The following is a 20,977-nucleotide window of genomic DNA, read 5'->3' on the forward strand; positions in this document are numbered from 1 at the left end:
CAAGGCACGTCGCCTAATCTGTAGTAATCACGCCAATCGTTATTTTGTCTCGCTAAACTCAAACTCCACCAGCGCGTCGTCCGGCCAGCTGGCATCCGACAGCGGCGCCACATACGTGACCTTGTCCTCCCGCAGCGCCGCAGCCGGCGCCGTTTCGCTGCGTTCTCCCGCCACCATCCGGTATCCCGCGATCGCGCGCGGCGCCAGTTGCATCACGTGCACGCGCTTGCTTGTGCACGGCCCGCCGAGCGCGCTGAACATCGTGCGTTTCGCAAACGACATCTCCTTGCGCTCCACTGCCCAGCGCACCTCGCACTCCAGGCGCAGGTCGCCCAGCCGGCGCGCATTGGCCGGCACGCCGGGCGTGCGCACGTCGGGACGCCAGCGGAAACTGCCTTTCTTGCGGTTGAGGATGATTTCCGCATCGTCGTCCAGGGCCGCCTGCTTGCGCGGCATCACAAAGGTCCCGTCGGCCGCCAGCGGCACGGCCAGGCTGGTCTCGTTGCCGGCGATCCGGATCGTCACGCCCTCGATGCCGGCGTTCGGCGTGCTCGGCCGCAGCAGGAAGCGCAGGGCCGCCGCCGGCGCCAGCTTGTGCTTTTCCTCAAACGCATCGAGTCCGCCGACGAAGGCCCGGTAGGTCTTGAAATCCGGATCGCGCAGGGCATTGACCTGCACCGTCTCGACTTCTTTCGCCGTGTCGCCTTCCTTCGGCGCCTCGGTTTCCTGGGCGGTCACGGCGCCAGCCGCCAGCAGCATGGACATTACTAAGGTCAATTTCATCAAGGTCTATTCGTAGCGTAAACAATCGACCGGCAACAGGCGCGAGGCGCGCCGTGCCGGGTAGAAACCAAAGAACACGCCCACCAGGCTGGAAAAGCCGCAGGCCACCATCACCGCCGACAGGCTGATGACCACGTCGAACTTGCCGCTCGCCGTGATCGCCGCCGCCAGTCCCATGGCGATGGCGATCCCGACCACGCCGCCCGCCAGGCAAATTACCACCGCCTCGGTCAGAAATTGCAGCAGCACATCGCGCGGCTTGGCGCCGATGGCCATGCGGATGCCGATCTCGCGCGTGCGCTCGGTCACCGACACCAGCATGATGTTCATGATGCCGATGCCGCCCACCACCAGCGAAATCGCGCCGATCAGGCCGAGCAGGGCGGCGATGCCGGCGCTGATCTTGCCGGCGGTCTCCGCGAACGAGGCCAGGTTGTCGATGCGGAAGTCGTCCGGCTCGTCGAACTTGATGTGATGCCGGTCGCGCAAGGTTTCGTTGATGTCTTCGATGGCGTCCTGCAAGTTGCCGTCCGACTTGCCCTGCGCTACCACGTAATGCACATTGTCGGGAAAGGGGTTGCGCACCAGGTGGGCGCGCGCGGCCGTGATCGGCACCAGCACCAGTTCCGACAGGTCGGGTCCGTCGATCTGCTTGCCCTCGCCGTGCAGCACGCCGACCACCTGGAAGGCGACGTTTTCGATGCGGATATATTTGCCCAGCGGGTCCATCTTGTAGAAGAACTGGTCGGCTACCTTGTGCCCGATGATCACGCTGCGCGAGGCGGCGCGCAGGTCGGCGTCGCTGAACACGCTGCCCAGTTCCATCTTCCAGTTGCGGATCTTGAACATCGCGGGCGTGACGCCGCTGACGCTGCTCGACGAGGTCTCGTTGCCGACCGCCAGCTTGAAGCCGCCCTGCAGCGCCGGTGCGGCCCCCGCCAGGCTGGGCAGGGCATTCAGGGCGGCCGCGTCGGCCAGGGTCAGGGCGGGCGCGGCGCCGGCGCGCATGCGCTGGGCCGCGGCGCGGTTGCCGCCCGGCGAGATGAACAGCATATTCGTGCCCAGCGCTTCGAGTTCCTTGCCGATGAAGCGCTGCATGCTGTCGCCCAGGGCCAGCAAGAGCACCACCGAGGTGATGCCGATGATGATGCCGAGCATGGTCAGCGCGGTGCGCAGGCGGTTCGCGCTCATCGAGCGGAACGCTTCGATCACGACCTGGAGGAAATTCATGGCGTCTCCCCGTGCGCCAGCGCCTGCTGCTCGTGGCTCAGCGCCAGTTCGCGCAAGCCCTCGGCGGCCGGGCCGTCGTACAGCACGCGTCCGTCTTTCAGACGCATCAGGCGCTTGCTGTAGGCGGCGATGTCGGGCTCGTGCGTGACCAGCAGGATGGTGATGCCGCGCTCGGCGTTGAGTTGCTGGAAGGAGCGCATGATCTCGATGCTGGTCTGGGTGTCGAGGTTACCGGTCGGTTCGTCGGCCAGGATCAGCGGCGGATCGCCGACCAGGGCGCGCGCGATCGCCACCCGTTGCTGCTGGCCGCCGGACAATTGATTCGGCGTGCGCTTGGCGTAATCGGCCAGGCCCACCCGGTCCAGCTCGACCAGGGCCTTGGCATGGGCTTTGGCGCGCGAGACGCCGGCGTAGATCAGCGGCAAGGCCACGTTTTCGGCCACGCTCATGCGCTTGATCAGGTTAAAGCTCTGGAACACGAAGCCGATGGTCCGGTTGCGCACGGTCGCCAGTTCGGCGCGCGACAGGGTCAGGGTATCGATGCCGTCGAGCAGGTAGGTGCCGCCGGTGGCCTGGTCCAGGCAGCCGAAAATATTCATCAGGGTCGACTTGCCCGAACCCGACTGCCCCATCACGGCCAGGAAGTCGCCGCGCGGCACCAGCAGGTCGATGCCGAACAGCACCTGCGTTTCCATGCTGCCCGAGAAATAGCTTTTGGTGACCTGGCGGATATCGATCAGGGGCGTCGCCGACGCTGGCGCCGGCATCAGAACTCGCTCTTGGCGCTGGCGTTGGCGCGCGTAATGACTTTATCGCCCTTTTTGAGCTCGCCCGACAGCACTTCGGTGTAGCGGAAGTTGGACAGGCCGATCTTGATGTCGACCGGTTTGGCCTCGTTCTTCTCGTCGAGCTTGTAGACCTTGAAGATGCGCGCCGTTTCGTTCTTGCTGCGGAAGGCGATGTCGTCCTCCTCGGCCGGCGCAGGCACGGCTGGCGCGGGCTTGCCGTCGGCCTTCTGTTTCTTCTGTTCCTTTTCGAGCTCTTCATCGCTGAGGCGGAAACGCAGGGCGGCGGTAGGAATGCGCAGCACGTTGGGACGGTTGCCGACCACCAGGCGTACCTGGGCCGTCATGCCGGGTTTGAGCAATTCTTCCTTGTTTTCCACATCCAGCACGACGTTATAGGTGACCACGTTCTGCACCACGTTGGCGGCCAGGCGGAACTGGCGCATGCTGGCCGCGAATTCGCGGTCGGGGTAGGCGTCGACCACGAAGTGGGCCGGCTGGCCGTCTTTCAGTGCGCCGACGTCGGCTTCCGAGACGCTGGTGTCGATCTGCATCTTGGTCAGGTCCTTGGCGATCTGGAACAGGTTCGGCGTGGTAAAGGAGGCCGCCACCGTCTGGCCCAGGTCGATGGTGCGCTTGATGACGACGCCGTCGATCGGGGCGCGGATCACGCTGTTGTCGAGGTCGGCCTGGGCGCGCGCCAGTTGCGCCTGGGACAGCTTGATGTTGGCCTTGGCCACGTCGAGCTCGCGCCGCGCCTGGTCCAGGGTCAGGCTGGACACGTAGTTCTGGGCCACCAGCCGCTCGTTGCGGTCGAAATTCGCCTGCGCCAGGCGCATCGACGCTTCGGCCGAGGCCAGCCCGGCTTCGACCTGGCGGATCTGGGCGTTGAAGATGGTGGGGTCGAGTTTCAACAGCACCTGGCCCTTTTTCACGTGGTCGTTGAAGTCGGCCTTGAGCTCGACCACGGTGCCCGACACTTGCGAGCCGACATTGATCAGCGCGACCGGATTGATGGTGCCGGTCGCCGTGACAGTCTGGGTGATGGTGCCGCTGTCGACCAGCGCCGAGCGGTAGCGCGACTCCGGGACCGTTGGCGGTTTTTTCGATTGCAGCCAGGCGGCGCCGGCGGTGCCGGCAGCGATCACGGCAATCAGGAGGGCGACGCGTTTCCGGGTGAATAGGGGCATGGGCTTCGATAAGACGGGCGCGATTGCGCGACGTTGTAGTGTCCGCCATTTATGCTAATTAAGCAACATGCATACGTGCAACTTTCTCCGGCAAGGGGCAGATGTCGATGATCTCGATGACGTTGTGCAGGCGCGTCATGAACAGGTCGAGCAGGTCGGGTTCAAGGGCGCGCAGCTTGAGGAAGACGGTGTCGTGGGCGGCGCTGCTGTCGAGTTCGAGTGCGGCCAGGTGCAGGCCGCCGCGCCGGGCGATGGCCAGCACGGCTTCGAGGGTGTCCAGGGTGGCCGTCTTGGGGACGGAAAATCGCAGGGGCAGGTGGGGATCGTTCATGCCTGAAAGAATAGCGCGGGGGGCGCGGAATAGGCTTTCGATGTGGCTGGCGAATTGGGCTTTGGCGGAAGAATCTTCTGCCGAAGATGTGGTATCGTCGAAATCCTTCCTTTGACGGGTAAAATGCCATGAATGCTGCCGAACTTGACGAGATTGACCGCAAGATCTTGCGCGAACTGCGCCGCGACGGACGGATCGCCAATACGCAGCTGGCCGAGCGCATCGGGCTGTCGGCCTCGCCATGCTGGAACCGGGTGCGGCAGATGGAGGAGGCCGGGGTGATCGAGGGCTATACGGTGCTGCTGAACCAGCAGGCGCTGGGCGTGCCCGACACGGTGATGATCGAAGTCACGCTGGACCGGCACGACGACGATACCTTCGAGCGCTTCGGGCAGGCGCTGGCCGATATGCCGGAGGTGCTGGAGGCCTACCTGTTGACCGGCGAGTACGATTACCTGATCAAGGTGGCGGTGGCGGGCACGGCGGGGTATGAAGAGTTCTTGAGGCGCAGGCTGTACAAGCTGCCCGGCTTGCGCCACAGCAGGTCGACCTTTGTGTTACGGGTGTTGAAGCGCAGCCATTCGCCGGAGCCGTAGCGCGGCCCGGATGTGGCTAAGCCGCACTGAAGCGCACCACCCGGTTCCGTCCCGCGCCCTTGGCCATGTACAGCGCCCGGTCCGCCTCGCCCAGCAGCACCGCAATATCGCTCGGATGCTCGAGCGCGTGCGTGGCCAGGCCGATGCTCACCGTCACATACCCGGTCAGCTCGGACTTGGCATGCGGAATCCCCAGGCCGGCAATGCGCTCGCGCATCTTTTCGGCCAGCGCCTGGCTGTGTTCCACCGTCATTTCGGGCAGGATCACGGCAAACTCTTCGCCGCCGTAGCGCGCGATCAGGTCGGCCGGGCGCTGCAGCATGGCGGCCAGCGCGTGCGCCACCTTGATCAGGGTATCGTCGCCCTGCTGGTGTCCGTAGTGGTCGTTGTAGGGCTTGAAGGAATCGATATCGATCATCAGCAGGGACAGCGGCGTGCCCGAGCGCTTGGCGCGGCGCATTTCCTTTTCCATCGCCACATCGAAATGGCGCCGGTTGGCAATCCCGGTCAAGCCGTCCGAAAAGGTTTGCGAGCGCAGTTCGAGCGCCTGGTCGCGCAGCAGGCGTTCGCGGTGGACCGCCACGCTGACGTCGCTGATCTGGATCAGGCAATGGCGCGCCATCCCCGGCACTTCCAGCGGCGTGACCGCCACCGCTTGCTGCATGCGCTCGCCCGCAGCGCGCGCGGCGGGATTGACGAACAGTTCGAACGGCGCCTTGTGCAAGGTTTGCGACAAGACCGAGGGGAAATTGTCGCGCAGCGCCTGGCGCACCGCGCTGTCGATGCGCTTGCCGTTCAGGTCGGGGAACAGCGCGAAGAAATCCTGCCCCACCACGCGCTCGGCGGGCAGGTCGGAATACTGGCTCATCCAGCGGTTCCAGACCACCACCCGGCGCGCGTGGTCGAGCACGATGGTACCGAGATTGATTGCCCCGAGCACGCTTTCGAGCATGCCCTGGCCAAGTGCCGCGGCGACTGCCATGTCAGGCCGGACCCATGATCTTGGCAAGGTAGCGGTCGACCTGGTCTTGCAGGTCGTGCAGCGCGGTCAGGTCGAGGATGAAGGCCACATAGCCGTGGATCTGGTGTTTTTCGAGGATGAAGTCGATATGCAGCATCAGCACCACGGTGTCGCCGTGGCCGCCGGTGGCGGTCAGGATTTCTTCGCTGGTGCCGACGTGGTACTCGGGCAGGGAACCGCTCAGTTCTTGCGCGAAAATATTGGCCAGGGTGCCGACGCAGGAATTGAGGATGATGTTACCGATTTCGCTCAGCGCTTCCTGCTCCATCTCCGTCAATTCCTTGAGCGGCACCGACTCGCCCACCATCAGGCGCACGATGTCGAGGCTCTTATCCTCGGGGAACATGAGAATGGCTTCGGTCTGGAACGCGCCTTCGTAATGCTGGCTGACGCCGCACACGCGGGCGCTTTCCTTGTTGCCGAGCATCTCAGCGGCTTCCGCACGGTTCAGGAAACTGATCGAGGGCACCGACATCGTCACTTCTTCGTTGACGATCTCGCTCATCGACTTGGCCGCGTGGCCGACGCCGATATTGAAGATTTCGACCAGCGCATCGTGCTGCAGTTCGCTGAGATTGAACATGGTCACTCCAGGGCGCCGATCAGGGCGTGGATGCGCGCTTCGGTGATGGGCTTTTCCAGGAAACCGATGCCCAGCTCGTTGGCGCGGTTGCGGGTGGCATTCTGGACGTTGGCGGTGCACAGGGAAATGTGGGCGCCCGGGCAAGCCGCGCGCAGGTGCTCGGCGGCGGCCAGGCCACCCATGCCGGGCATGTTGACATCGATCAGGATCAGGACGGGCGAGAGATTCTTCACCTTCTCGATCCCTTCTTCGCCCGTGCCGGCCTCTTCCACCTGCCAGCCCGGTTGGCGGCTGAGGATGAATTGGCGGGCCATCAGCCGCGAGACCCGGCTGTCATCGATGACGAGGACCGTTTTTGTTTCGTTCATGTCACTTTCCCAGAGAATCTATGCACCAGGGCATTTTCGCATAGTTTCCCACGCCGTATAGGTAAAACGGCCCAGCCGTGCCGCCGAGGGGGTGACGTTCATGCGACATGGCAACAAAAAGGGGCGGTAAAGGTGTATTGCCAGGGGCCGATCCGTTAAAATAAGGGCATTCTTCCATTTTCTCCCCTATTTTTTGACATGACTCAAGACGAATTGAAACAAGCCGTGGCGCGCGCCGCGATTGCGTATGTGGTTGACGGCGAGATCATCGGCGTCGGCACGGGCTCCACCGCCAATTTCTTTATCGATGAGCTGGCCACCATCAAGGACCGCATCAAGGGGACCGTGGCGTCGTCCGAAGCGACCGCGGCGCGCCTGCGCGGCCACGGCATTGCCGTGTACGACCTGAACGAGGTGAACGAGATCGCCGTCTACATCGACGGCGCCGACGAAATCACCGCCAGCGGCGCCATGATCAAGGGTGGCGGGGCGGCCCTGACGCGCGAGAAAATCGTCGCTTCCGTGTCGCGCCAGTTCGTCTGCATCGCCGACGGTTCCAAGCTGGTCGAGACCCTGGGCGCGTTTGCGCTGCCGGTCGAAGTGCTGCCGATGGCGCGCGCGGCCGTGATGCGGCGCCTGGCGGCCCTCGGCGGCCAGCCGCGCCTGCGCCTCAAGCCGGGCACCGAGCAAGCCTTCATCACCGATAACGGCGGCGAAATCATCGACGTGGCCGGCCTGTCGATCACCGATCCGGTGGGACTGGAACAACAGATCAACCAGATCGTCGGCGTCATCGCCGTCGGCCTGTTTGCCCGGCGCGGGGCCGATGTGTGCCTGCTGGGAACCAGCGACGGCGTGAAAACGCTGACGTTTTAAGCGAGCCGAGACATCGGGTCGGCAACACATCGATACAAGATGCAATTAAAAGAAGTAGTTCAACGACGGGGATAACATGAAGCGATTGCTTGTGGCTGTGACGTGTATGGCGGTGGTGCTGGGCGGCTGTTCGTCGGTGGGGAAAAAGAATGTCGCGGCGCGCAAAGCGCCGGTGAGAGTGGCTGCGGCGCCGGCGCAGCAGGCACCGGCGCTCGACGCCAAGGGCGAGCCGATCGCGCACGTTCCCTTCCGCCCGGGCATTTCCTCGGTGACGGTGGAAAACATGGCCAAGAAGCGCGGTTGCACGGGCGGCGTCGGTGCCGGCCTGATGACGCCGCCGGGTCCGGTCGAAGTCTACCGCATGGTATGCGACAACCGCACCGTGTACGAAGCCAGGTGCGAATTGCGCCAGTGCAAGGCCATCTAAGCGCGGCTGTGTCCGTGTCCACTTCGGTGCCAGGTCTGACATTCGGACACGAGCTCGTCCGCATGTCCACTTCGGTGGCTGGCACCGTGGTGGACACTTCGGTGGCTGGCACCGTGGTGGACACGGACACAGCCGTGGGCAAGGGCGGGAATTAGCCGGAATGTCTACTTCGGTGCCAGGTCTGACATTCGGACACGGGCTCGTCCGCATGTCCACTTCGGTGCCTGGCACCGTGGTGGACACGGACACAGCCGTGGACAAGGGCGGGAATCAGTCGGCCGGAGGGACGTAGCCTTTACTTCGGTGCCAGGTCTGACATTCGGACACGGGCTCGTCCGCATGTCCACTTCGGTGCCTGGCACCGTGGTGGACACGGACACAGCCGTGGACAAGGGCGGGAATCAGTCGGCCGGAGGGACGTAGCCTTTACTTCGGTGCCAGGTCTGACATTCGGACACGGGCTCGTCCGCATGTCCACTTCGGTGCCTGGCACCGTGGTGGACACGGACACAGCCGTGGACAAGGGCGGGAATCAGTCGGCCGGAGGGACGTAGCCTTTACTTCGGTGCCAGGTCTGACATTCGGACACGGGCTCGTCCGCATGTCCACTTCGGTGCCTGGCACCGTGGTGGACACGGACACAGCCGTGGACAAGGGCGGGAATCAGTCGGCCGGAGGGACGTAGCCTTTACTTCGGTGCCAGGTCTGACATTCGGACACGGGCTCGTCCGCATGTCCACTTCGGTGCCTGGCACCGTGGTGGACACGGACACAGCCGTGGACAAGGGCGGGAATCAGTCGGCCGGAGGGACGTAGCCTTGGGCGGCGTCGGCGCCATCGCCGAAGAAGTGCTTTTCCATCTGCGTGGCGAGGTATTTGCGCGCGCGCTGGTCGGCCAGGTTCAGGCGGTTTTCGTTGACCAGCATGGTCTGGTGCTTGAGCCAGGCGGCCCAGGCTTCTTTCGAGACCGTTTCCCAGATTTTCTTGCCCAGCTCGCCCGGGTAAGGCGGAAAGTCGAGTCCTTCGGCTTCCTTGTTCAATTTGACGCAATGCACGGTGCGGGCCATGTGTACTCCTCAAGCGGATAAGTGGAAAGCCGTGATTATAGAGACTTAATCAGCACTTGGGATTTGCGCTGCCAGTTATACATATGCTGGCGGTCCTTGGGCAGCGCGTCCACGGTGGCCGGCTTGAAGCCGCGCTTCTGGAACCAGTGCGAGGTGCGTGTGGTCAGCACGAACAGCTGCTTGAGGCCGGCCGCGCGCGCGCGGTTTTCCATGTGCTTGAGAATACGCTCGCCGTCGCCCTGGGCTTGCACTTCGGGATTGACCGTCAGGCAGGCCATCTCGCCCATTTTCGATTCGGGGAACGGGTACAGCGCGGCGCAGCCGAAGATCACGCCATCGTGCTCGATCACGGAGAACTGGTCGATCTCGCGTTCGATCAGTTCGCGCCCGCGCTTGACCAGGGTGCCGTCGGCCTCCAACGGTTCGATCAGCTTGATGATGCCGCCCACGTCTTCGATGGTGGCGCGGCGCAGGCTTTCCAGGTTTTCGTGGCTGATCATGGTGCCCACGCCATCGTGGGTGAACAGTTCGAGCAGGGCCGAGCCGTCCATCTCGAACGGCACGATGTGGGCGCGCGGCACGCCGCTGTTGCAGGCCTTGATGGCGTGCTGCAGGTAGAACGCGGCGTCGGCCGGCAAGAAGCCCGCCTGCAGCACGGCTTCTGCCTGGTGCGAGGACAGTTCGCGGATTTCGGCGCCGCCTTCGTCGAGCATCATCGGCGTTTCGGTGATGAACACCAGCTTGTCGGCGTGCAGGGCGATCGCGGCCGATACGGCCACGTCTTCCATGGTCAGGTTGAACGCTTCGCCGGTGGGCGAGAAGCCCAGCGGCGAGAGCAGCACCGGGCTGTCGGTGGCCAGGATCGCGTGGATGGTCTCGGCGGCGATCTTGCGCGGCATGCCGGTCAGTTCGAGGTCGACGCCGTCGATCACGCCAAGCGGGCGCGCGGTGACGAAGTTACCTGAGATGATGCGAATCGCGGCGTGGGCCATCGGTGTGTTGGGCAGCCCCTGGCTGAAGGCGGCTTCGATGTCGAGGCGCAGTTCGCCGGCCGCTTCCTTCGCGCATTCGAGGGCGGCGGTGTCGGTGATGCGGATGCCGTTGTGAAAACGGCCTTCCACGTTCCGCAGCGCCAGCTGTTCGGCGACCTGGGGACGCGAGCCGTGCACGATGACCACCCGGATATCGAGCGCCACCAGTAGCGACAGGTCCTGGGCCAGCACCGGCAGCGCGCCGGCGGTGACGAGTTCACCCGGAAAGGCGACCACGAAGGTCTTGCCACGGAAGGCGTGGATGTAGGGCGCGACGGAGCGCAGCCATTGGACGAATTGGTTAGGGGTTTCCATTTGGCGCATTATAATTCGCTGCGCGACTTGCGCGCTAAATTCATGTAAAAACAATGTCAGAACAGAGTAACAAGCCTTCCACGCCGCCGTCGCCACCCGCCGCCACGCCCCGCAACGCCAGCGAGGCGGGGCAATCCGCCGCGCGCGGGTCTCCATCCGGCCAGCCGCGCCAGCCCCGTCCACCACGGGAAGGGCAGGCGGCCGGACCGCGCGCGCCGCGCGAAGGCCAGCCGGCCGGCGAGCGTCCTGCGCGCACCCCGCGTCCGCCACGCGAAGCCCAGGCGGGCGCCGAACGCACGCCGCGCGAAGGACAGCCGGCCGGCGAACGTCCGGCCCGCGCCCCGCGTCCGCCACGCGAAGGACAGGCAGCGGCCGAACGTGCGCCACGCGAAGGCCAGCCGGCCGGCGAGCGTCCGGCCCGTGCCCCGCGTCCGCCACGCGAAGGACAGGCAGGCGCGGAACGCGCTCCGCGCGAGGTATTGCGCACGCCGCTGCCGCCGATTACCTTTCCCGAAGATTTGCCGGTCTCCGGACGGCGCCAGGAAATCGCCAAGGCGCTGCTGGAAAACCAGGTCATCATCGTTTCCGGCGAAACCGGTTCCGGCAAGACCACCCAACTGCCCAAGATTTGCCTGGAACTGGGACGCGGCCAGAAAGGCCTGATCGGCCACACGCAGCCGCGCCGGATCGCCGCCTCGTCCACCGCCAAGCGCATCGCGCAGGAACTGGGCACGCCGCTGGGCGTGCACGTGGGCTTCAAGGTGCGCTTCACCGACACCCTGCAGCCGGGTGCCTCGGTCAAGCTGATGACGGACGGGATCCTGCTGGCCGAGACCCAGACCGACCCGCTGCTGAAGAACTACGACACCATCATCATCGATGAAGCGCACGAGCGCAGCCTGAACATCGACTTCCTGCTCGGCTACCTGAAGCAGTTGCTGCCGCGCCGTCCCGACCTGAAGGTGATCATCACTTCGGCGACCATCGACGCCGACCGCTTCGCGCGCCATTTCGCCAGGGGCGACAAGCTGGCGCCGGTGATCGAAGTATCGGGCCGCCTGTACAAGGTGGAAGTGCGCTATCGCCCGGTCGACCGCGATCCGGTGGCCGTCGCGGCGCCGTCGCCGGCGGCGGGCAAACCGGTGCCGAAGGCGCAGGCCGCGCGCGACAAGCGCGACCTGATGGACGCGGTGGTCGATGGCGTCGACGAGTTGTGCCGCCTCGGTTCGGGCGACGTGCTGGTGTTCCTGCCTGGCGAGCGCGAAATCCGCGATTGCGCCGAGGCCCTGCGCAAGCATCATCCGCCGCATGTCGAGATCCTGCCGCTGTTCGCCCGCCTGTCGGTCGAGGAGCAGGAGAAGGTCTTCAAGATCACCAATGCGCGCCGCATCGTGCTGGCCACCAACGTGGCCGAAACCTCGCTGACGGTGCCCGGCATCCGCTACGTGGTCGACGCCGGCCTGGCGCGCGTGAAGCGCTACAGCTTCCGCAACAAGGTCGAGCAGTTGCAGGTCGAGCCGATCGCGCAGTCGGCCGCCAACCAGCGCGCCGGCCGTTGCGGCCGGGTGGCCGACGGCGTCTGCATCCGCCTGTACGAAGAAGCCGATTACCTGCAGCGCCCCAAGTTCACCGAGCCGGAAATCCTGCGCTCGTCGCTGGCGGCCGTCATCCTGCGCATGAAGTCCCTGCACCTGACCGACGTCGAGACGTTCCCGTTCATCGAGCCGCCGCAGGGCCGCGCGATCGCCGACGGCTACCAGCTGCTGCAGGAAGTGGGCGCGGTCGACGAGTCGAACGCCCTGACTCCGCTCGGCCACAAGCTGGCCAAGCTGCCGCTCGATCCGCGCGTGGGCCGCATGATCCTGGCCGCGCTGGAAAACGCCTGCCTGAGCGAGATGCTGATCATCGCGTCGGCGCTGTCGGTGCAGGATCCGCGCGACCGGCCGATGGAGCACCAGCAGGCGGCCGACGAGGCGCACAAGAAGTTCGCCGACGAGAAGTCCGAATTCCTTACCTATATCAAGATCTGGAAGTGGTTCGAAGCGGCCATCGAGCACAAGAAAACCAACCGCCAGCTGATGGAAACCTGCCGCACCAATTTCCTGTCGCAGGTGCGCCTGCGCGAATGGCGCGACGTGCATTCGCAGCTGCTCACCATCGTCAAGGAGCAGGGCTGGCGCATGAACGAGCTGCCTGCCACCTACGAGAACCTGCATACGGCCTTGCTGACCGGCCTTCTGGGCAATATCGGCTTCAAGTCGGAAGACGAACCGGGCGCCGGCTACCTGGGCGCGCGCGGCATCAAGTACCACGTGTGGCCGGGGTCTTCCCTGCTCAAAAAACCGGGCAAGTGGATCATGGCGGCCGAACTGGTGGAGACCACGCGCCTGTACGCGCGCTGCGTCGCCAACATCGCGCCCGAGTGGATCGAGCGGGTGGGCAGCCACCTGCTGAAAAAATCGTGGGGCGAGCCGCGCTGGGAAAAACGCGCCGCGCAGGTGACCGCGTCCGAACGCGCGACCTTGCACGGGCTGGTGATCTACAGCCAGCGCCGCATCAACTACGGCCAGTTCAACCCCGCCGAAGCGCGCGAGATTTTCATTCGCGACGCGCTGGTGGCGGGCGACTACGATACGCGTGCGCCGTTCTTCGCCCACAACCACAAGCTGGTCAAGGAAATCGAAAACCTCGAACACAAGTCGCGCCGCCTCGACGTGCTGGTGGACGACCACCTGATCGCCGCCTTCTACGACAAGCTGATTCCGTCGGATGTGGTCAACGGCGCCGGCTTCGAGAAGTGGCACAAGGACGCCACCTTCAAGGAACCGAAACTGCTGTTCCTGAACCGCGACGAATTGATGCGGCACGAGGCGGCGGGGGTGACCACCGAGTTGTTCCCGAAATCGATGTCGGTGACCGGCATCGAGATGCAGCTGACCTACCACTTCGAGCCGGGCAGCCTGCGCGACGGCGTCACCCTGGCGGTGCCGCTGTTCGCGCTGAACCAGCTGCCGCGCGAGCGCGCCGACTGGCTGGTGCCGGGCATGTTGAAGGAAAAAGTGCACCTGCTGCTCAAATCGCTGCCGCAAAAGCTGCGCCGCCATTGCGTGCCGCTGCCTGATTACGCGGCGCGTTTTTGCGAGCGCGTGCACGAGGCGGGCAAGTTCGGGCGCGGCGATCTGATCGACGCGATCATCGCCGACATCCGTTCGCAAACGAGCCTGATGGTATTGAGCTCCGACTTCAAGCCCGAAACGCTGCCGGCGCATCACTTCATGAACTTCAAGGTGATCGACGAGCACGGACGCCAGCTCGACATGGGACGCAACCTGGCGACCCTGCAGGCCGAATTCGGCGGACAGGCGCGCCAGAGCTTCCAGAAGCTGGCGGAGGTATCGATTCCGGCGGCGCCGGGCAAGGCGCAGGCAACGGCCACCACTGTGGCCGCGCCGGCGGCGTCATCGAAGGCTGCGGCGCCGGACGGGCAGCCGAACGCGCCCAAGGTCAGCCAGCATACCGGCCTGACCTCGTGGACTTTCGGCGAACTGCCGGAGCTGCTGGAAATCGTGCAGGGCAAGCTGACCCTGATCGGCTTTCCGGCGCTGGTCGACAAGCAGACCCACTGCGACCTGGAAGTGTTCGACGACCCGACCGTGGCCGCCGCCACCCACCGGATCGGCTTGCGCCGCCTGTTCGCGCTGCAGTTCAAGGAGCAGATCAAGTTTATCGAGAAGAACATTCCCGGCTTGCAGCAGATGGGCATGCAATTCATGGCGATGGGCTCGCAGGAAGAGTTGCGCGACCAGATCATCCAGAAGGCGATCGATATCGCCTGCCTGCAAGATCCGCTGCCGACCGACGCCGCCTCGTTCAACAAGCGCAAGGATGAAGGCAAGTCGCGCCTGACCCTGCTGGTGAACGAGATTGCGCGGCTGGTGTCGCAGGTGCTGACCGAGTTCCATGGCTTGCCTAAAAAGCTGCAGGGCGTGCAGGCGCAAGCCGCGGCCGACATGCAGTCGCAGTTGCAGGGACTGGTGCACAAGCGCTTCCTGATCGACAACGATTACGCGCAACTCGCGCATTTTCCGCGCTATCTGAAGGCGATCAATGTGCGGCTCGAAAAACTGCGCGCCGATCCCGCGCGCGACGCCAAGCTGATGGCCGAGTGGACCCAGTCCGCCAGCCACTTCATGCGCGCCGCGCGCGACCGCCTGGCGGGGAAGAACACCGATCCGAAAATGGTGGAATTCCGCTGGATGCTCGAAGAACTGCGCGTGTCGCTGTATGCGCAGGAATTGCGCACGCCGATGCCGGTCTCGGCCAAGCGCCTGCAAAAGGTGTGGGAGTCGATGCAGCGCTGATGCAGGCCAGCGCGCGCGGAGGCGCAGGCCGGGTTTAACGGCACCCACGCCCCTGGCGCTGCGCGTCGGGTACGCTTCACAGACCGGCACCCCCGCTCGTTGCCGTGCTGCCGCTCATCCCGCCCGTTCCCGCTGTGCCGCCGCCCATGGCGCCCGCCGCTGCGGCGCTGCCGTCCGAGCCCGTTTGCGCGCCCGCGCTCCTGCCGCTGGGGTCGGTGCCGTAGAACCCGTGCACCTGCCTGGCCCAGCCGATATCGCTCATGTCCGGCCAGGCGTCGGGGTCGAAGCCGGGAGCGTTTTTCAGGCGCTCTTTTTCCACATTGAGGATGAAACGCTTGTTGACGGTGTCCAGGTGCAGCGCCTGCCACGGCACCGCGAAGAGTTTTTCGCCCAGTCCCAGCATGCCGCCGAAGGCCAGCACGGCGTAGGCCACTTGCCCGCTGCGCATGTCGAGCATGATCTCCTTGATCTCGCCCAGGTCGTCCTCCTGGGCGTTGACCACGCTGTCGCCGATCAGGGTGTCGGCGCCCATCAGGGCCGGGCCTGGGCCGGCGCTGGTCTTGTACATGCCATATCTGTCGCGTTCTGTGTAATTCATCTCGTTCTCCTGGTGTTTTTAGATGTGCGGACTTCGCCGATCGCGGTCCTTATGCAAATAGACTAGGGGCTCGCGCAAGCCATTCTTTGATCTGCCTCAATCGTGTCGGCACGCGCGCCAGGGGCGCTGGTGTTGCTTTTTTGTTCATCGGACCGGCTAAGCGGCGCAACGCACCGAGCGCCGCGCCGCGCCCACGCTATGCTGGCCGGCAGGAGGTCTTCCCCATGAACGTCCATGCCCGCTGCACCCACGCCGGCCCGCTCGGCAAGCCGATTCCGACCCGCTCGTTCGCCGCTTTCCTGTGGGCCCGCCTGCACCGGCGCGTGATGGTGCGCCTGCGATGGTAAAGTCGAGCGTCCCCTTGCTGCGCAGCCTGATGCGCGCGGGGAAAAAACAGCAAGGTTCGGCGGCGCGCCTGCTGCAGGCCTTGCTGGCGCCGCCCAAGCCGCCGGCCAAGGCGCTCGCCAAGCCCAAGCCCAAGCCCAAGCCCAAGCCCAAGCCCAAGCCCAAGCCCAAGCCCAAGCCGATGCCGGCCCGTACGGCCGCACCGGCAAGCCCACCCCTCTCCCGTTCCGGGCCGGGCCGCGCCCCGCGCTCCGCCACAGCGGCGCCGGCCAGCGACTCCCCCGCGCCGGGCAAGTGGTTGACCGCGCGCTATACCGGCCAGTTGCGGCCGATGAGCTACTGGCTGTATCTGCCCGATGGCGTGGCGCCGCCCTCGGGCTGGCCGCTGATCGTCATGCTGCACGGCTGCGAGCAGAGCGCCACCCAGTTCGCCCAGGGCACGCGCATGAACCAGATGGCGCAAAAGGCTGGCTATGCGGTGCTGTACCCGCAACAATCGCTGAGCGCCCATCCGCACCGTTGCTGGAAATGGTACGACCGCGCCACCCAGCAGGGCGGCGGCGATGTGCCGACGATTGTGGGCATGCTCGGCCAGGTGCTGGCGGGGTATGGCCTCGACCGCTCGCGGGTGTTTATCTGCGGTATGTCGGCGGGGGCGGGGATGGCGCATATCGTGGCGCTCAACCATCCGGACCTGTTCGCCGGGCTGGGCCTGCATTCGGGGCCGCTGTATGGGGCGGGACACAGCACGGTGGGGGCGCTCGGTGTCATGCAGCATGGCAACGGTGCGCGGGTCGACAGCGCCATTGCCGAGGTGCTCGAACGGCGCCCCGCCTTTCCATCGATGCCGACGATCCTGATCCAGGGCGAGGACGACCGCGTGGTGCGGCCGGTCAACCAGGTGCATTTGCGGCGCCAGGCGATGCTGGTCAACGGCTTGCCGGCGGCAGCGCCGGTGCGGGTGGCGCAGAAGGCTGGCGGGCGCAGCGGCTTGCCCTACCAGCTGCATGATGTGTATCGCGGGCGCAAGCTGATCTTGCGTGTGGCCCAAATCGCCCAGCTGCAACATGCCTGGAGCGGCGGCGATGCGCGCCTGTCGTTCAATTCGGCGGCGGGGCCGGATGCGAGCAAGATGCTGGTCGAGTTTTTCGGTCGGCACCGGCGTTGACGCGCGGGCGCCTGACGGGCGTGCTGCTGAATCGGCAATGTTGTCTTGGAAATATTGCCAATTAAAGCTCTGACCCCGGTTGTAGGAGGTTGCTGCGATTTTCAATCGGAATTTGCTTCTTCCTGGGGATGACCGGGAGACGGCGCACGATTGGCCTTGCCAAATTGGCAGCCAGCGAGTACTGTATAAACATACAGTACTTTGTTGAACCCATCATGAACTCCCCCGATTTGCTTGCCGCGCCCGAGACCTTGCATCCCGCTTTGTGGCGCGCCTCCCAACTGGCCCACGCGGGCACGCGCTGCGTCGACAGCGGCCATCCCACCCTTTCCCCCCAGCTGCCCGGCGGCGGCTGGCCCAGCGGCTGCCTGGTCGAGCTGCTGTTGCAGCAAAGCGGCATCGGCGAATTGCGCCTGCTGCGCCCGGCCCTGGCCAAAGTGGCCGAACGCCGCATCGTGCTGTTGCAGCCGCCCCATCCGCCGCAGGCGCTGGCGCTGGCCGCGCTCGGGCTGCCGCCCTCCCAACTGATCTGGGTGCGCAGCGCACGCAATGCCGATGCCCTGTGGGCGGCCGAACAGGTGCTGCGCAGCGGCAGTTGCGGCGCGCTGCTGTTCTGGGCCAGCCAGGCCCGTCCCGACGCCCTGCGCCGCCTGCATCTGGCGGCCCAGGGCGGCGAAGCCCTGTTCTTCCTGCTGCGCCCGCTCGCGGCGGCCCAGGATGCCTCGCCCGCACCGCTGCGCCTGAGCCTGCGTCCGGCCCTCGGCGGGCTCGACATCGGTTTCGTCAAGCGCCGCGGGCCGCAGCGCGACGCGCCCCTGTTCCTTCCCCTGACTCCTTCTTTACTGCAACGCCATGCGACTCTGGATCGGCCTCTACTTGCCCCGGCTACCGCTCGACGTGTTCAGCCCGCACTGGTCGGCTGAGGCCGCCAGCGTCGTGCTGGAGAGCGAGCGCGTGCTGGCCGCCTCGGCGCTGGCGCAGGCGGGCGGGGTGCGCGCCGGCATGCGCCGGGGCGGCGTGCTGATGCTGCTGCCCGAGGCCCGCCTGCACGAGCGCGAGCCGGCGCGCGAGGCCGCCGCCCTGCAGGCGGTGGCCATGGCGCTGCTGCAGTACACGCCGCAGGTCGCCCTGGCCGAAGAAGCGACCTTGCTGATGGACGTGGGCGCCAGCCTGCGCCTGTTCGGCGGGGTGCGCGCGCTGTGCCGGCGCATCCGCGCCAGCCTGCGCGCGCTCGGTTTCGCCGTCCGGCTGAGCTGCGCGCCGACCGCGCGCGGAGCCTGGCTGCTGGCGCGTGGCGGGGCGGGGCACGCGCTCGGCATGGTGTCGCTGAAACGCCGTCTGGACCGCCTGCCGGCCGCCTTGCCGCTGCCGGCGCGTCCCTTCGCCACCTGGCTGGACGGCATCGGCTGCCTGTCGCTGGGCCAGTTGCGGCGCCTGCCGCGTCCGGGCTTGCAGCGCCGCTGCGGCGGCGCCTTGCTGGCCGTGCTCGACGCCGCCTACGGCATGACGGCCGAGCTGTTCGACTGGATCGTCGCGCCCACCACCTTCCAGGCGCGGCTGGAATTGTTCGACCGGGTCGAACAGGCCGACGCCCTGCTGGCCGGCGCCCACAGCCTGCTGCTGCAAATGACCGGCTGGCTGTGCGCGCACCAGCTGGCGGTGGGGCGCATCGTGCTGCTGCTCGAACACGAACGCGGCCGGGTGGCGCGCGTGCCCACCGTGCTCGACATCATCCTGGCCGAGCCGACCTGGCGCGACGAGCACCTGGTGCGCCTGCTGCGCGAGCGCCTGACCAAGCTGAGCCTGGAGGCGCACGTGATCGGACTGGTGCTCGAAGCGCCCGAGGTGCAGGCCATGGCCGTGCCGAGCGAGTCGCTGTTCCCCGAGCCCGGCGGCAGCGAGCAGGACCAGTGGCGCATGCTGGAACTGCTGGTGGCGCGCCTGGGTCCCGAGAACGTGCTGCAGGCGGCCCCGTGCGCCGATTACCGGCCCGAACTGGCCAACCGCTGGGTACCGGTGCAGCAGGCGCGCAGGGCGCAGCAGGCGCAGATGCAATTGCCGCCCAACGTGCTCAGCCTGCCGCGTCCGGCCTGGCTGCTGGCCAAGCCGGTGGCGCTGCTGATGCGCGACCACCGGCCGTTTTACGGCTCGCCCCTGCGCATGGCGTCCACCCCCGAGCGGATCGAGGCGGGCTGGTGGAGCCAGTCGCAGACGCGCGATTATTTCATCGCGCAGGGACAGGACAATGCGCATTACTGGGTCTACCGCGAGCGCATCGCCGGCGCCGATGGCGATAGCGCACCGCGCTGGTTCCTGCACGGTTTGTTTGGTTGACGTATCCGGTCACGGCGTCCGGCCACGGCCTCGCCTAACAGCCTCCGGTAACGGCGTCCGGCCACGGCGTCCGGTAACGATGGGCGGTAAGGGCGTCCGGCCGAAGCGGCCTGCCACAGTGGTCCGGCAACGCCAGCCATCCCGGGGTAAGATGCTTGGATTCATGATTGATAAGGAGCAGGGATGCACAGCGAAAAACAGGCGTTTCCCGGCGCCGATGGCCACAATCTGGCGGCCCGTCTCGATGCGCCCGACGGCCCGGTGCGCGCGTATGCGCTGTTTGCCCATTGTTTTACCTGCGGCAAAGATGTGTTCGCCGCCAGCCGCATCGCCCAGGCCCTGACCGAGCATGGCATCGCCGTGCTGCGCTTCGATTTCACGGGGCTGGGCGCGAGCGAAGGGGACTTTGCGAACACCAATTTTTCCTCGAATGTGCAGGACCTGGTGGCCGCGGCCGCCTTCATGCGCACCTCGCTCCGGGCGCCCGAGATCCTGATCGGACACAGCCTCGGTGGTGCCGCCGTGCTGGCCGCTGCCGCCAGCATCGGGGAGGTGCGCGCGGTCGTCACTGTGGGGGCGCCCAGCGATCCCTCGCACGTCAATAATCTGTTCGGCGAGCAGCTCGGTGTGATCGAAGCCGAAGGCGAAGCCAAGGTGCAACTGGCCGGGCGGCCGTTCACCATCAAGCGCCAGTTCCTGCTCGACGCCGCCGAGCAGGAGCTGAACCTCAGCACGGCCGGCCTCAAGCGTCCCTTGATGGTGATGCATTCGCCGCACGACCGTACCGTGGGGATCGATAATGCGCTGCATATTTTCCAGGCGGCCAAACATCCGAAGAGTTTTGTGTCGCTCGACGATGCCGATCATTTGCTCACGCGCAGGGAAGATGCGGTGTGGGTGGCCGGCATGATTGCGGCATGGAGTGCGCGCTATGTGAGCGCCTGAGGAAGCAGCAGGCGAAAGGCCTTGCCGCCACTTCGGAAAGCGCCAGCAAGGCCTTTGCCTGTTACGGGAAGGACGGTGTCGATCGACCGCTTTGGCGAAGCAGCAAGAACCGCGTCGATCAAGCTTTTTTTCAAGGCAAGAACGACAGCGTTGACCCGTCGCCGGCTTATTCGTCGTCGAATTCCTCGGCCAGGTTCTTCCAGCCCTTGAGCTTGGCGAAGGCGCTGAATTCTTCGGGTGCTTCGAGCACGATCAGCTTGCGGTCTTGCAAGCCCGGATCGCTGTGCGAAAAATTCGGCCCGACGTAGCCCAGCGCGCGCAGGCGGTCGATGATGTTGCCGACGAGGACCTTGTCCTTGTACAGCCCACTCTCGATCGGCGCGGCGAAGTCCACGTACACGTCAATAATCCCGTAGCCCTCGTCGAAAATGCGGATCGCCTTGACGTCGTGGGAACGGCTGCTGCTGTCGCTGGCCTTGAACGGGCCGCTCAGCTGGATGTCGGTATCGGTAGTCATAGGCGCAGCATAGCACCATCGGCGACAAACCGGGAGCGGCGGCGCCTGTCACGCGCCCGCCGCTCAGCACCACCGGCGCGCCGCCGAGCGGCGTTCGCGCCCCTCG

At 65.8% G+C, this 20,977-nt stretch carries 21 protein-coding genes; 9 read left to right on the forward strand and 12 right to left on the reverse strand.

The annotated features are described in order from the left end of the window. Window positions 1–39 precede the first annotated feature (39 nt). Genes EJB06_RS10625 through EJB06_RS10645 form a run of 5 tightly spaced genes read right to left on the reverse strand, consistent with a single transcriptional unit; the run spans window position 40 to window position 4,319 of the window. Window positions 40–783 carry a hypothetical protein gene (locus EJB06_RS10625; protein WP_126074008.1) on the reverse strand — a complete coding sequence of 248 codons (744 nt, stop codon included), beginning with the start codon at window positions 781–783 and terminating at the stop codon, window positions 40–42. A 6-nt stretch (window positions 784–789) separates the two neighbouring features. Beyond that, the gene (locus tag EJB06_RS10630; protein ID WP_229427015.1) at window positions 790–2,013 is read right to left on the reverse strand and encodes an ABC transporter permease; all 1,224 of its coding nucleotides are present in this window, start codon (window positions 2,011–2,013) and stop codon (window positions 790–792) included. Then, window positions 2,010–2,780 carry an ABC transporter ATP-binding protein gene (locus EJB06_RS10635; protein WP_126074009.1) on the reverse strand — a complete coding sequence of 257 codons (771 nt, stop codon included), beginning with the start codon at window positions 2,778–2,780 and terminating at the stop codon, window positions 2,010–2,012. Before EJB06_RS10635 ends, EJB06_RS10630 begins: the two co-directional genes overlap by 4 nt. Then, window positions 2,780–3,988 carry an efflux RND transporter periplasmic adaptor subunit gene (locus EJB06_RS10640; RefSeq protein ID WP_126074010.1) on the reverse strand — a complete coding sequence of 403 codons (1,209 nt, stop codon included), beginning with the start codon at window positions 3,986–3,988 and terminating at the stop codon, window positions 2,780–2,782. Before EJB06_RS10640 ends, EJB06_RS10635 begins: the two co-directional genes overlap by 1 nt. Before the next feature lie 58 nt (window positions 3,989–4,046). Then, window positions 4,047–4,319, reverse strand: a complete 273-nt coding sequence (locus EJB06_RS10645; RefSeq protein WP_126074011.1) for a hypothetical protein — start codon at window positions 4,317–4,319, stop codon at window positions 4,047–4,049. Between the two features lie 128 nt (window positions 4,320–4,447). Here EJB06_RS10645 and EJB06_RS10650 point away from each other — a divergent pair, with 128 nt between their 5' ends. Then, entirely contained in the window at window positions 4,448–4,915 is a 468-nt protein-coding gene (locus EJB06_RS10650; RefSeq protein WP_126074012.1) for an Lrp/AsnC family transcriptional regulator, read from the forward strand. A 16-nt stretch (window positions 4,916–4,931) separates the two neighbouring features. Here the strand turns inward: EJB06_RS10650 and EJB06_RS10655 are convergent, their stop codons facing one another. Genes EJB06_RS10655 through EJB06_RS10665 form a run of 3 tightly spaced genes read right to left on the reverse strand, consistent with a single transcriptional unit; the run spans window position 4,932 to window position 6,887 of the window. Beyond that, the gene (locus EJB06_RS10655) at window positions 4,932–5,897 is read right to left on the reverse strand and encodes a sensor domain-containing diguanylate cyclase (RefSeq protein ID WP_229427016.1); all 966 of its coding nucleotides are present in this window, start codon (window positions 5,895–5,897) and stop codon (window positions 4,932–4,934) included. A gap of 1 nt (window position 5,898) precedes the next feature. Next, window positions 5,899–6,519, reverse strand: coding sequence for a chemotaxis protein CheC (locus EJB06_RS10660; protein ID WP_126074013.1), 621 nt, complete (start codon window positions 6,517–6,519; stop codon window positions 5,899–5,901). 2 nt (window positions 6,520–6,521) lie between these two features. Continuing rightward, the gene (locus tag EJB06_RS10665; protein ID WP_126074014.1) at window positions 6,522–6,887 is read right to left on the reverse strand and encodes a response regulator; all 366 of its coding nucleotides are present in this window, start codon (window positions 6,885–6,887) and stop codon (window positions 6,522–6,524) included. Window positions 6,888–7,085: 198 nt separating this feature from the next. Here EJB06_RS10665 and rpiA point away from each other — a divergent pair, with 198 nt between their 5' ends. Both rpiA and EJB06_RS10675 read left to right on the forward strand, forming a co-directional pair. Beyond that, on the forward strand, window positions 7,086–7,763 hold the full coding sequence (rpiA, locus tag EJB06_RS10670) for a ribose-5-phosphate isomerase RpiA (protein WP_126074015.1): 678 nt from the start codon (window positions 7,086–7,088) through the stop codon (window positions 7,761–7,763). 76 nt (window positions 7,764–7,839) lie between these two features. Further along, window positions 7,840–8,190 (forward strand): hypothetical protein, encoded by a 351-nt coding sequence (locus EJB06_RS10675; RefSeq protein WP_126074016.1) that lies wholly within the window; start codon window positions 7,840–7,842, stop codon window positions 8,188–8,190. A gap of 794 nt (window positions 8,191–8,984) precedes the next feature. Here the strand turns inward: EJB06_RS10675 and EJB06_RS10680 are convergent. Beyond that, window positions 8,985–9,257 carry an oxidative damage protection protein gene (locus tag EJB06_RS10680; RefSeq protein WP_126074017.1) on the reverse strand — a complete coding sequence of 91 codons (273 nt, stop codon included), beginning with the start codon at window positions 9,255–9,257 and terminating at the stop codon, window positions 8,985–8,987. A 35-nt stretch (window positions 9,258–9,292) separates the two neighbouring features. Beyond that, window positions 9,293–10,603, reverse strand: a complete 1,311-nt coding sequence (argA, locus tag EJB06_RS10685) for an amino-acid N-acetyltransferase (protein ID WP_126074018.1) — start codon at window positions 10,601–10,603, stop codon at window positions 9,293–9,295. 53 nt (window positions 10,604–10,656) lie between these two features. Between argA and hrpA the strand changes: the two genes are divergently transcribed. Beyond that, a complete protein-coding gene (hrpA, locus tag EJB06_RS10690; protein WP_126074019.1) occupies window positions 10,657–14,964 on the forward strand; it encodes an ATP-dependent RNA helicase HrpA in 4,308 nt (1,435 codons plus the stop codon). 76 nt (window positions 14,965–15,040) lie between these two features. Here the strand turns inward: hrpA and EJB06_RS10695 are convergent, their stop codons facing one another. Further along, complete coding sequence (locus EJB06_RS10695) at window positions 15,041–15,562, reverse strand: PRC-barrel domain-containing protein (protein ID WP_126074020.1); 522 nt, start codon at window positions 15,560–15,562, stop codon at window positions 15,041–15,043. Between the two features lie 224 nt (window positions 15,563–15,786). Between EJB06_RS10695 and EJB06_RS32875 the strand changes: the two genes are divergently transcribed. From EJB06_RS32875 to EJB06_RS10715, 5 genes are all read left to right on the forward strand, one after another. Beyond that, entirely contained in the window at window positions 15,787–15,909 is a 123-nt protein-coding gene (locus EJB06_RS32875; protein WP_267876897.1) for a hypothetical protein, read from the forward strand. Beyond that, the gene (locus tag EJB06_RS10700; RefSeq protein ID WP_126074021.1) at window positions 15,903–17,075 is read left to right on the forward strand and encodes an extracellular catalytic domain type 1 short-chain-length polyhydroxyalkanoate depolymerase; all 1,173 of its coding nucleotides are present in this window, start codon (window positions 15,903–15,905) and stop codon (window positions 17,073–17,075) included. Before EJB06_RS32875 ends, EJB06_RS10700 begins: the two co-directional genes overlap by 7 nt. A 215-nt stretch (window positions 17,076–17,290) precedes the next feature. Further along, window positions 17,291–17,998 carry a translesion DNA synthesis-associated protein ImuA gene (imuA, locus tag EJB06_RS10705; protein WP_126074022.1) on the forward strand — a complete coding sequence of 236 codons (708 nt, stop codon included), beginning with the start codon at window positions 17,291–17,293 and terminating at the stop codon, window positions 17,996–17,998. Continuing rightward, window positions 17,928–19,409 (forward strand): Y-family DNA polymerase, encoded by a 1,482-nt coding sequence (locus tag EJB06_RS10710; RefSeq protein ID WP_126074023.1) that lies wholly within the window; start codon window positions 17,928–17,930, stop codon window positions 19,407–19,409. Before imuA ends, EJB06_RS10710 begins: the two co-directional genes overlap by 71 nt. A 183-nt stretch (window positions 19,410–19,592) precedes the next feature. Further along, window positions 19,593–20,354 carry an alpha/beta hydrolase family protein gene (locus EJB06_RS10715; RefSeq protein WP_126074024.1) on the forward strand — a complete coding sequence of 254 codons (762 nt, stop codon included), beginning with the start codon at window positions 19,593–19,595 and terminating at the stop codon, window positions 20,352–20,354. Window positions 20,355–20,520: 166 nt separating this feature from the next. Here EJB06_RS10715 and EJB06_RS10720 read toward each other — a convergent pair whose 3' ends face one another. Then, on the reverse strand, window positions 20,521–20,871 hold the full coding sequence (locus EJB06_RS10720; RefSeq protein WP_126074025.1) for a hypothetical protein: 351 nt from the start codon (window positions 20,869–20,871) through the stop codon (window positions 20,521–20,523). Window positions 20,872–20,977: the final 106 nt, after the last annotated feature.

Source organism: Massilia atriviolacea, assembly GCF_003953935.1.
GTDB classification, from domain to species: domain Bacteria; phylum Pseudomonadota; class Gammaproteobacteria; order Burkholderiales; family Burkholderiaceae_D; genus Telluria_A; species Telluria_A atriviolacea.

What these genes read in the sequence shown, in the direction of transcription:
- EJB06_RS10625 (WP_126074008.1), bottom strand. Translation starts at nt 783, where the DNA reads ATGAAATTGACCTTAGTAATGTCCATGCTGCTGGCGGCTGGCGCCGTG.
- EJB06_RS10630 (WP_229427015.1), bottom strand. Translation starts at nt 2,013, where the DNA reads ATGAATTTCCTCCAGGTCGTGATCGAAGCGTTCCGCTCGATGAGCGCG.
- EJB06_RS10635 (WP_126074009.1), bottom strand. Translation starts at nt 2,780, where the DNA reads ATGCCGGCGCCAGCGTCGGCGACGCCCCTGATCGATATCCGCCAGGTC.
- EJB06_RS10640 (WP_126074010.1), bottom strand. Translation starts at nt 3,988, where the DNA reads ATGCCCCTATTCACCCGGAAACGCGTCGCCCTCCTGATTGCCGTGATC.
- EJB06_RS10645 (WP_126074011.1), bottom strand. Translation starts at nt 4,319, where the DNA reads ATGAACGATCCCCACCTGCCCCTGCGATTTTCCGTCCCCAAGACGGCC.
- EJB06_RS10650 (WP_126074012.1), top strand. Translation starts at nt 4,448, where the DNA reads ATGAATGCTGCCGAACTTGACGAGATTGACCGCAAGATCTTGCGCGAA.
- EJB06_RS10655 (WP_229427016.1), bottom strand. Translation starts at nt 5,897, where the DNA reads ATGGCAGTCGCCGCGGCACTTGGCCAGGGCATGCTCGAAAGCGTGCTC.
- EJB06_RS10660 (WP_126074013.1), bottom strand. Translation starts at nt 6,519, where the DNA reads ATGTTCAATCTCAGCGAACTGCAGCACGATGCGCTGGTCGAAATCTTC.
- EJB06_RS10665 (WP_126074014.1), bottom strand. Translation starts at nt 6,887, where the DNA reads ATGAACGAAACAAAAACGGTCCTCGTCATCGATGACAGCCGGGTCTCG.
- rpiA (WP_126074015.1), top strand. Translation starts at nt 7,086, where the DNA reads ATGACTCAAGACGAATTGAAACAAGCCGTGGCGCGCGCCGCGATTGCG.
- EJB06_RS10675 (WP_126074016.1), top strand. Translation starts at nt 7,840, where the DNA reads ATGAAGCGATTGCTTGTGGCTGTGACGTGTATGGCGGTGGTGCTGGGC.
- EJB06_RS10680 (WP_126074017.1), bottom strand. Translation starts at nt 9,257, where the DNA reads ATGGCCCGCACCGTGCATTGCGTCAAATTGAACAAGGAAGCCGAAGGA.
- argA (WP_126074018.1), bottom strand. Translation starts at nt 10,603, where the DNA reads ATGGAAACCCCTAACCAATTCGTCCAATGGCTGCGCTCCGTCGCGCCC.
- hrpA (WP_126074019.1), top strand. Translation starts at nt 10,657, where the DNA reads ATGTCAGAACAGAGTAACAAGCCTTCCACGCCGCCGTCGCCACCCGCC.
- EJB06_RS10695 (WP_126074020.1), bottom strand. Translation starts at nt 15,562, where the DNA reads ATGAATTACACAGAACGCGACAGATATGGCATGTACAAGACCAGCGCC.
- EJB06_RS32875 (WP_267876897.1), top strand. Translation starts at nt 15,787, where the DNA reads ATGAACGTCCATGCCCGCTGCACCCACGCCGGCCCGCTCGGCAAGCCG.
- EJB06_RS10700 (WP_126074021.1), top strand. Translation starts at nt 15,903, where the DNA reads ATGGTAAAGTCGAGCGTCCCCTTGCTGCGCAGCCTGATGCGCGCGGGG.
- imuA (WP_126074022.1), top strand. Translation starts at nt 17,291, where the DNA reads ATGAACTCCCCCGATTTGCTTGCCGCGCCCGAGACCTTGCATCCCGCT.
- EJB06_RS10710 (WP_126074023.1), top strand. Translation starts at nt 17,928, where the DNA reads ATGCGACTCTGGATCGGCCTCTACTTGCCCCGGCTACCGCTCGACGTG.
- EJB06_RS10715 (WP_126074024.1), top strand. Translation starts at nt 19,593, where the DNA reads ATGCACAGCGAAAAACAGGCGTTTCCCGGCGCCGATGGCCACAATCTG.
- EJB06_RS10720 (WP_126074025.1), bottom strand. Translation starts at nt 20,871, where the DNA reads ATGACTACCGATACCGACATCCAGCTGAGCGGCCCGTTCAAGGCCAGC.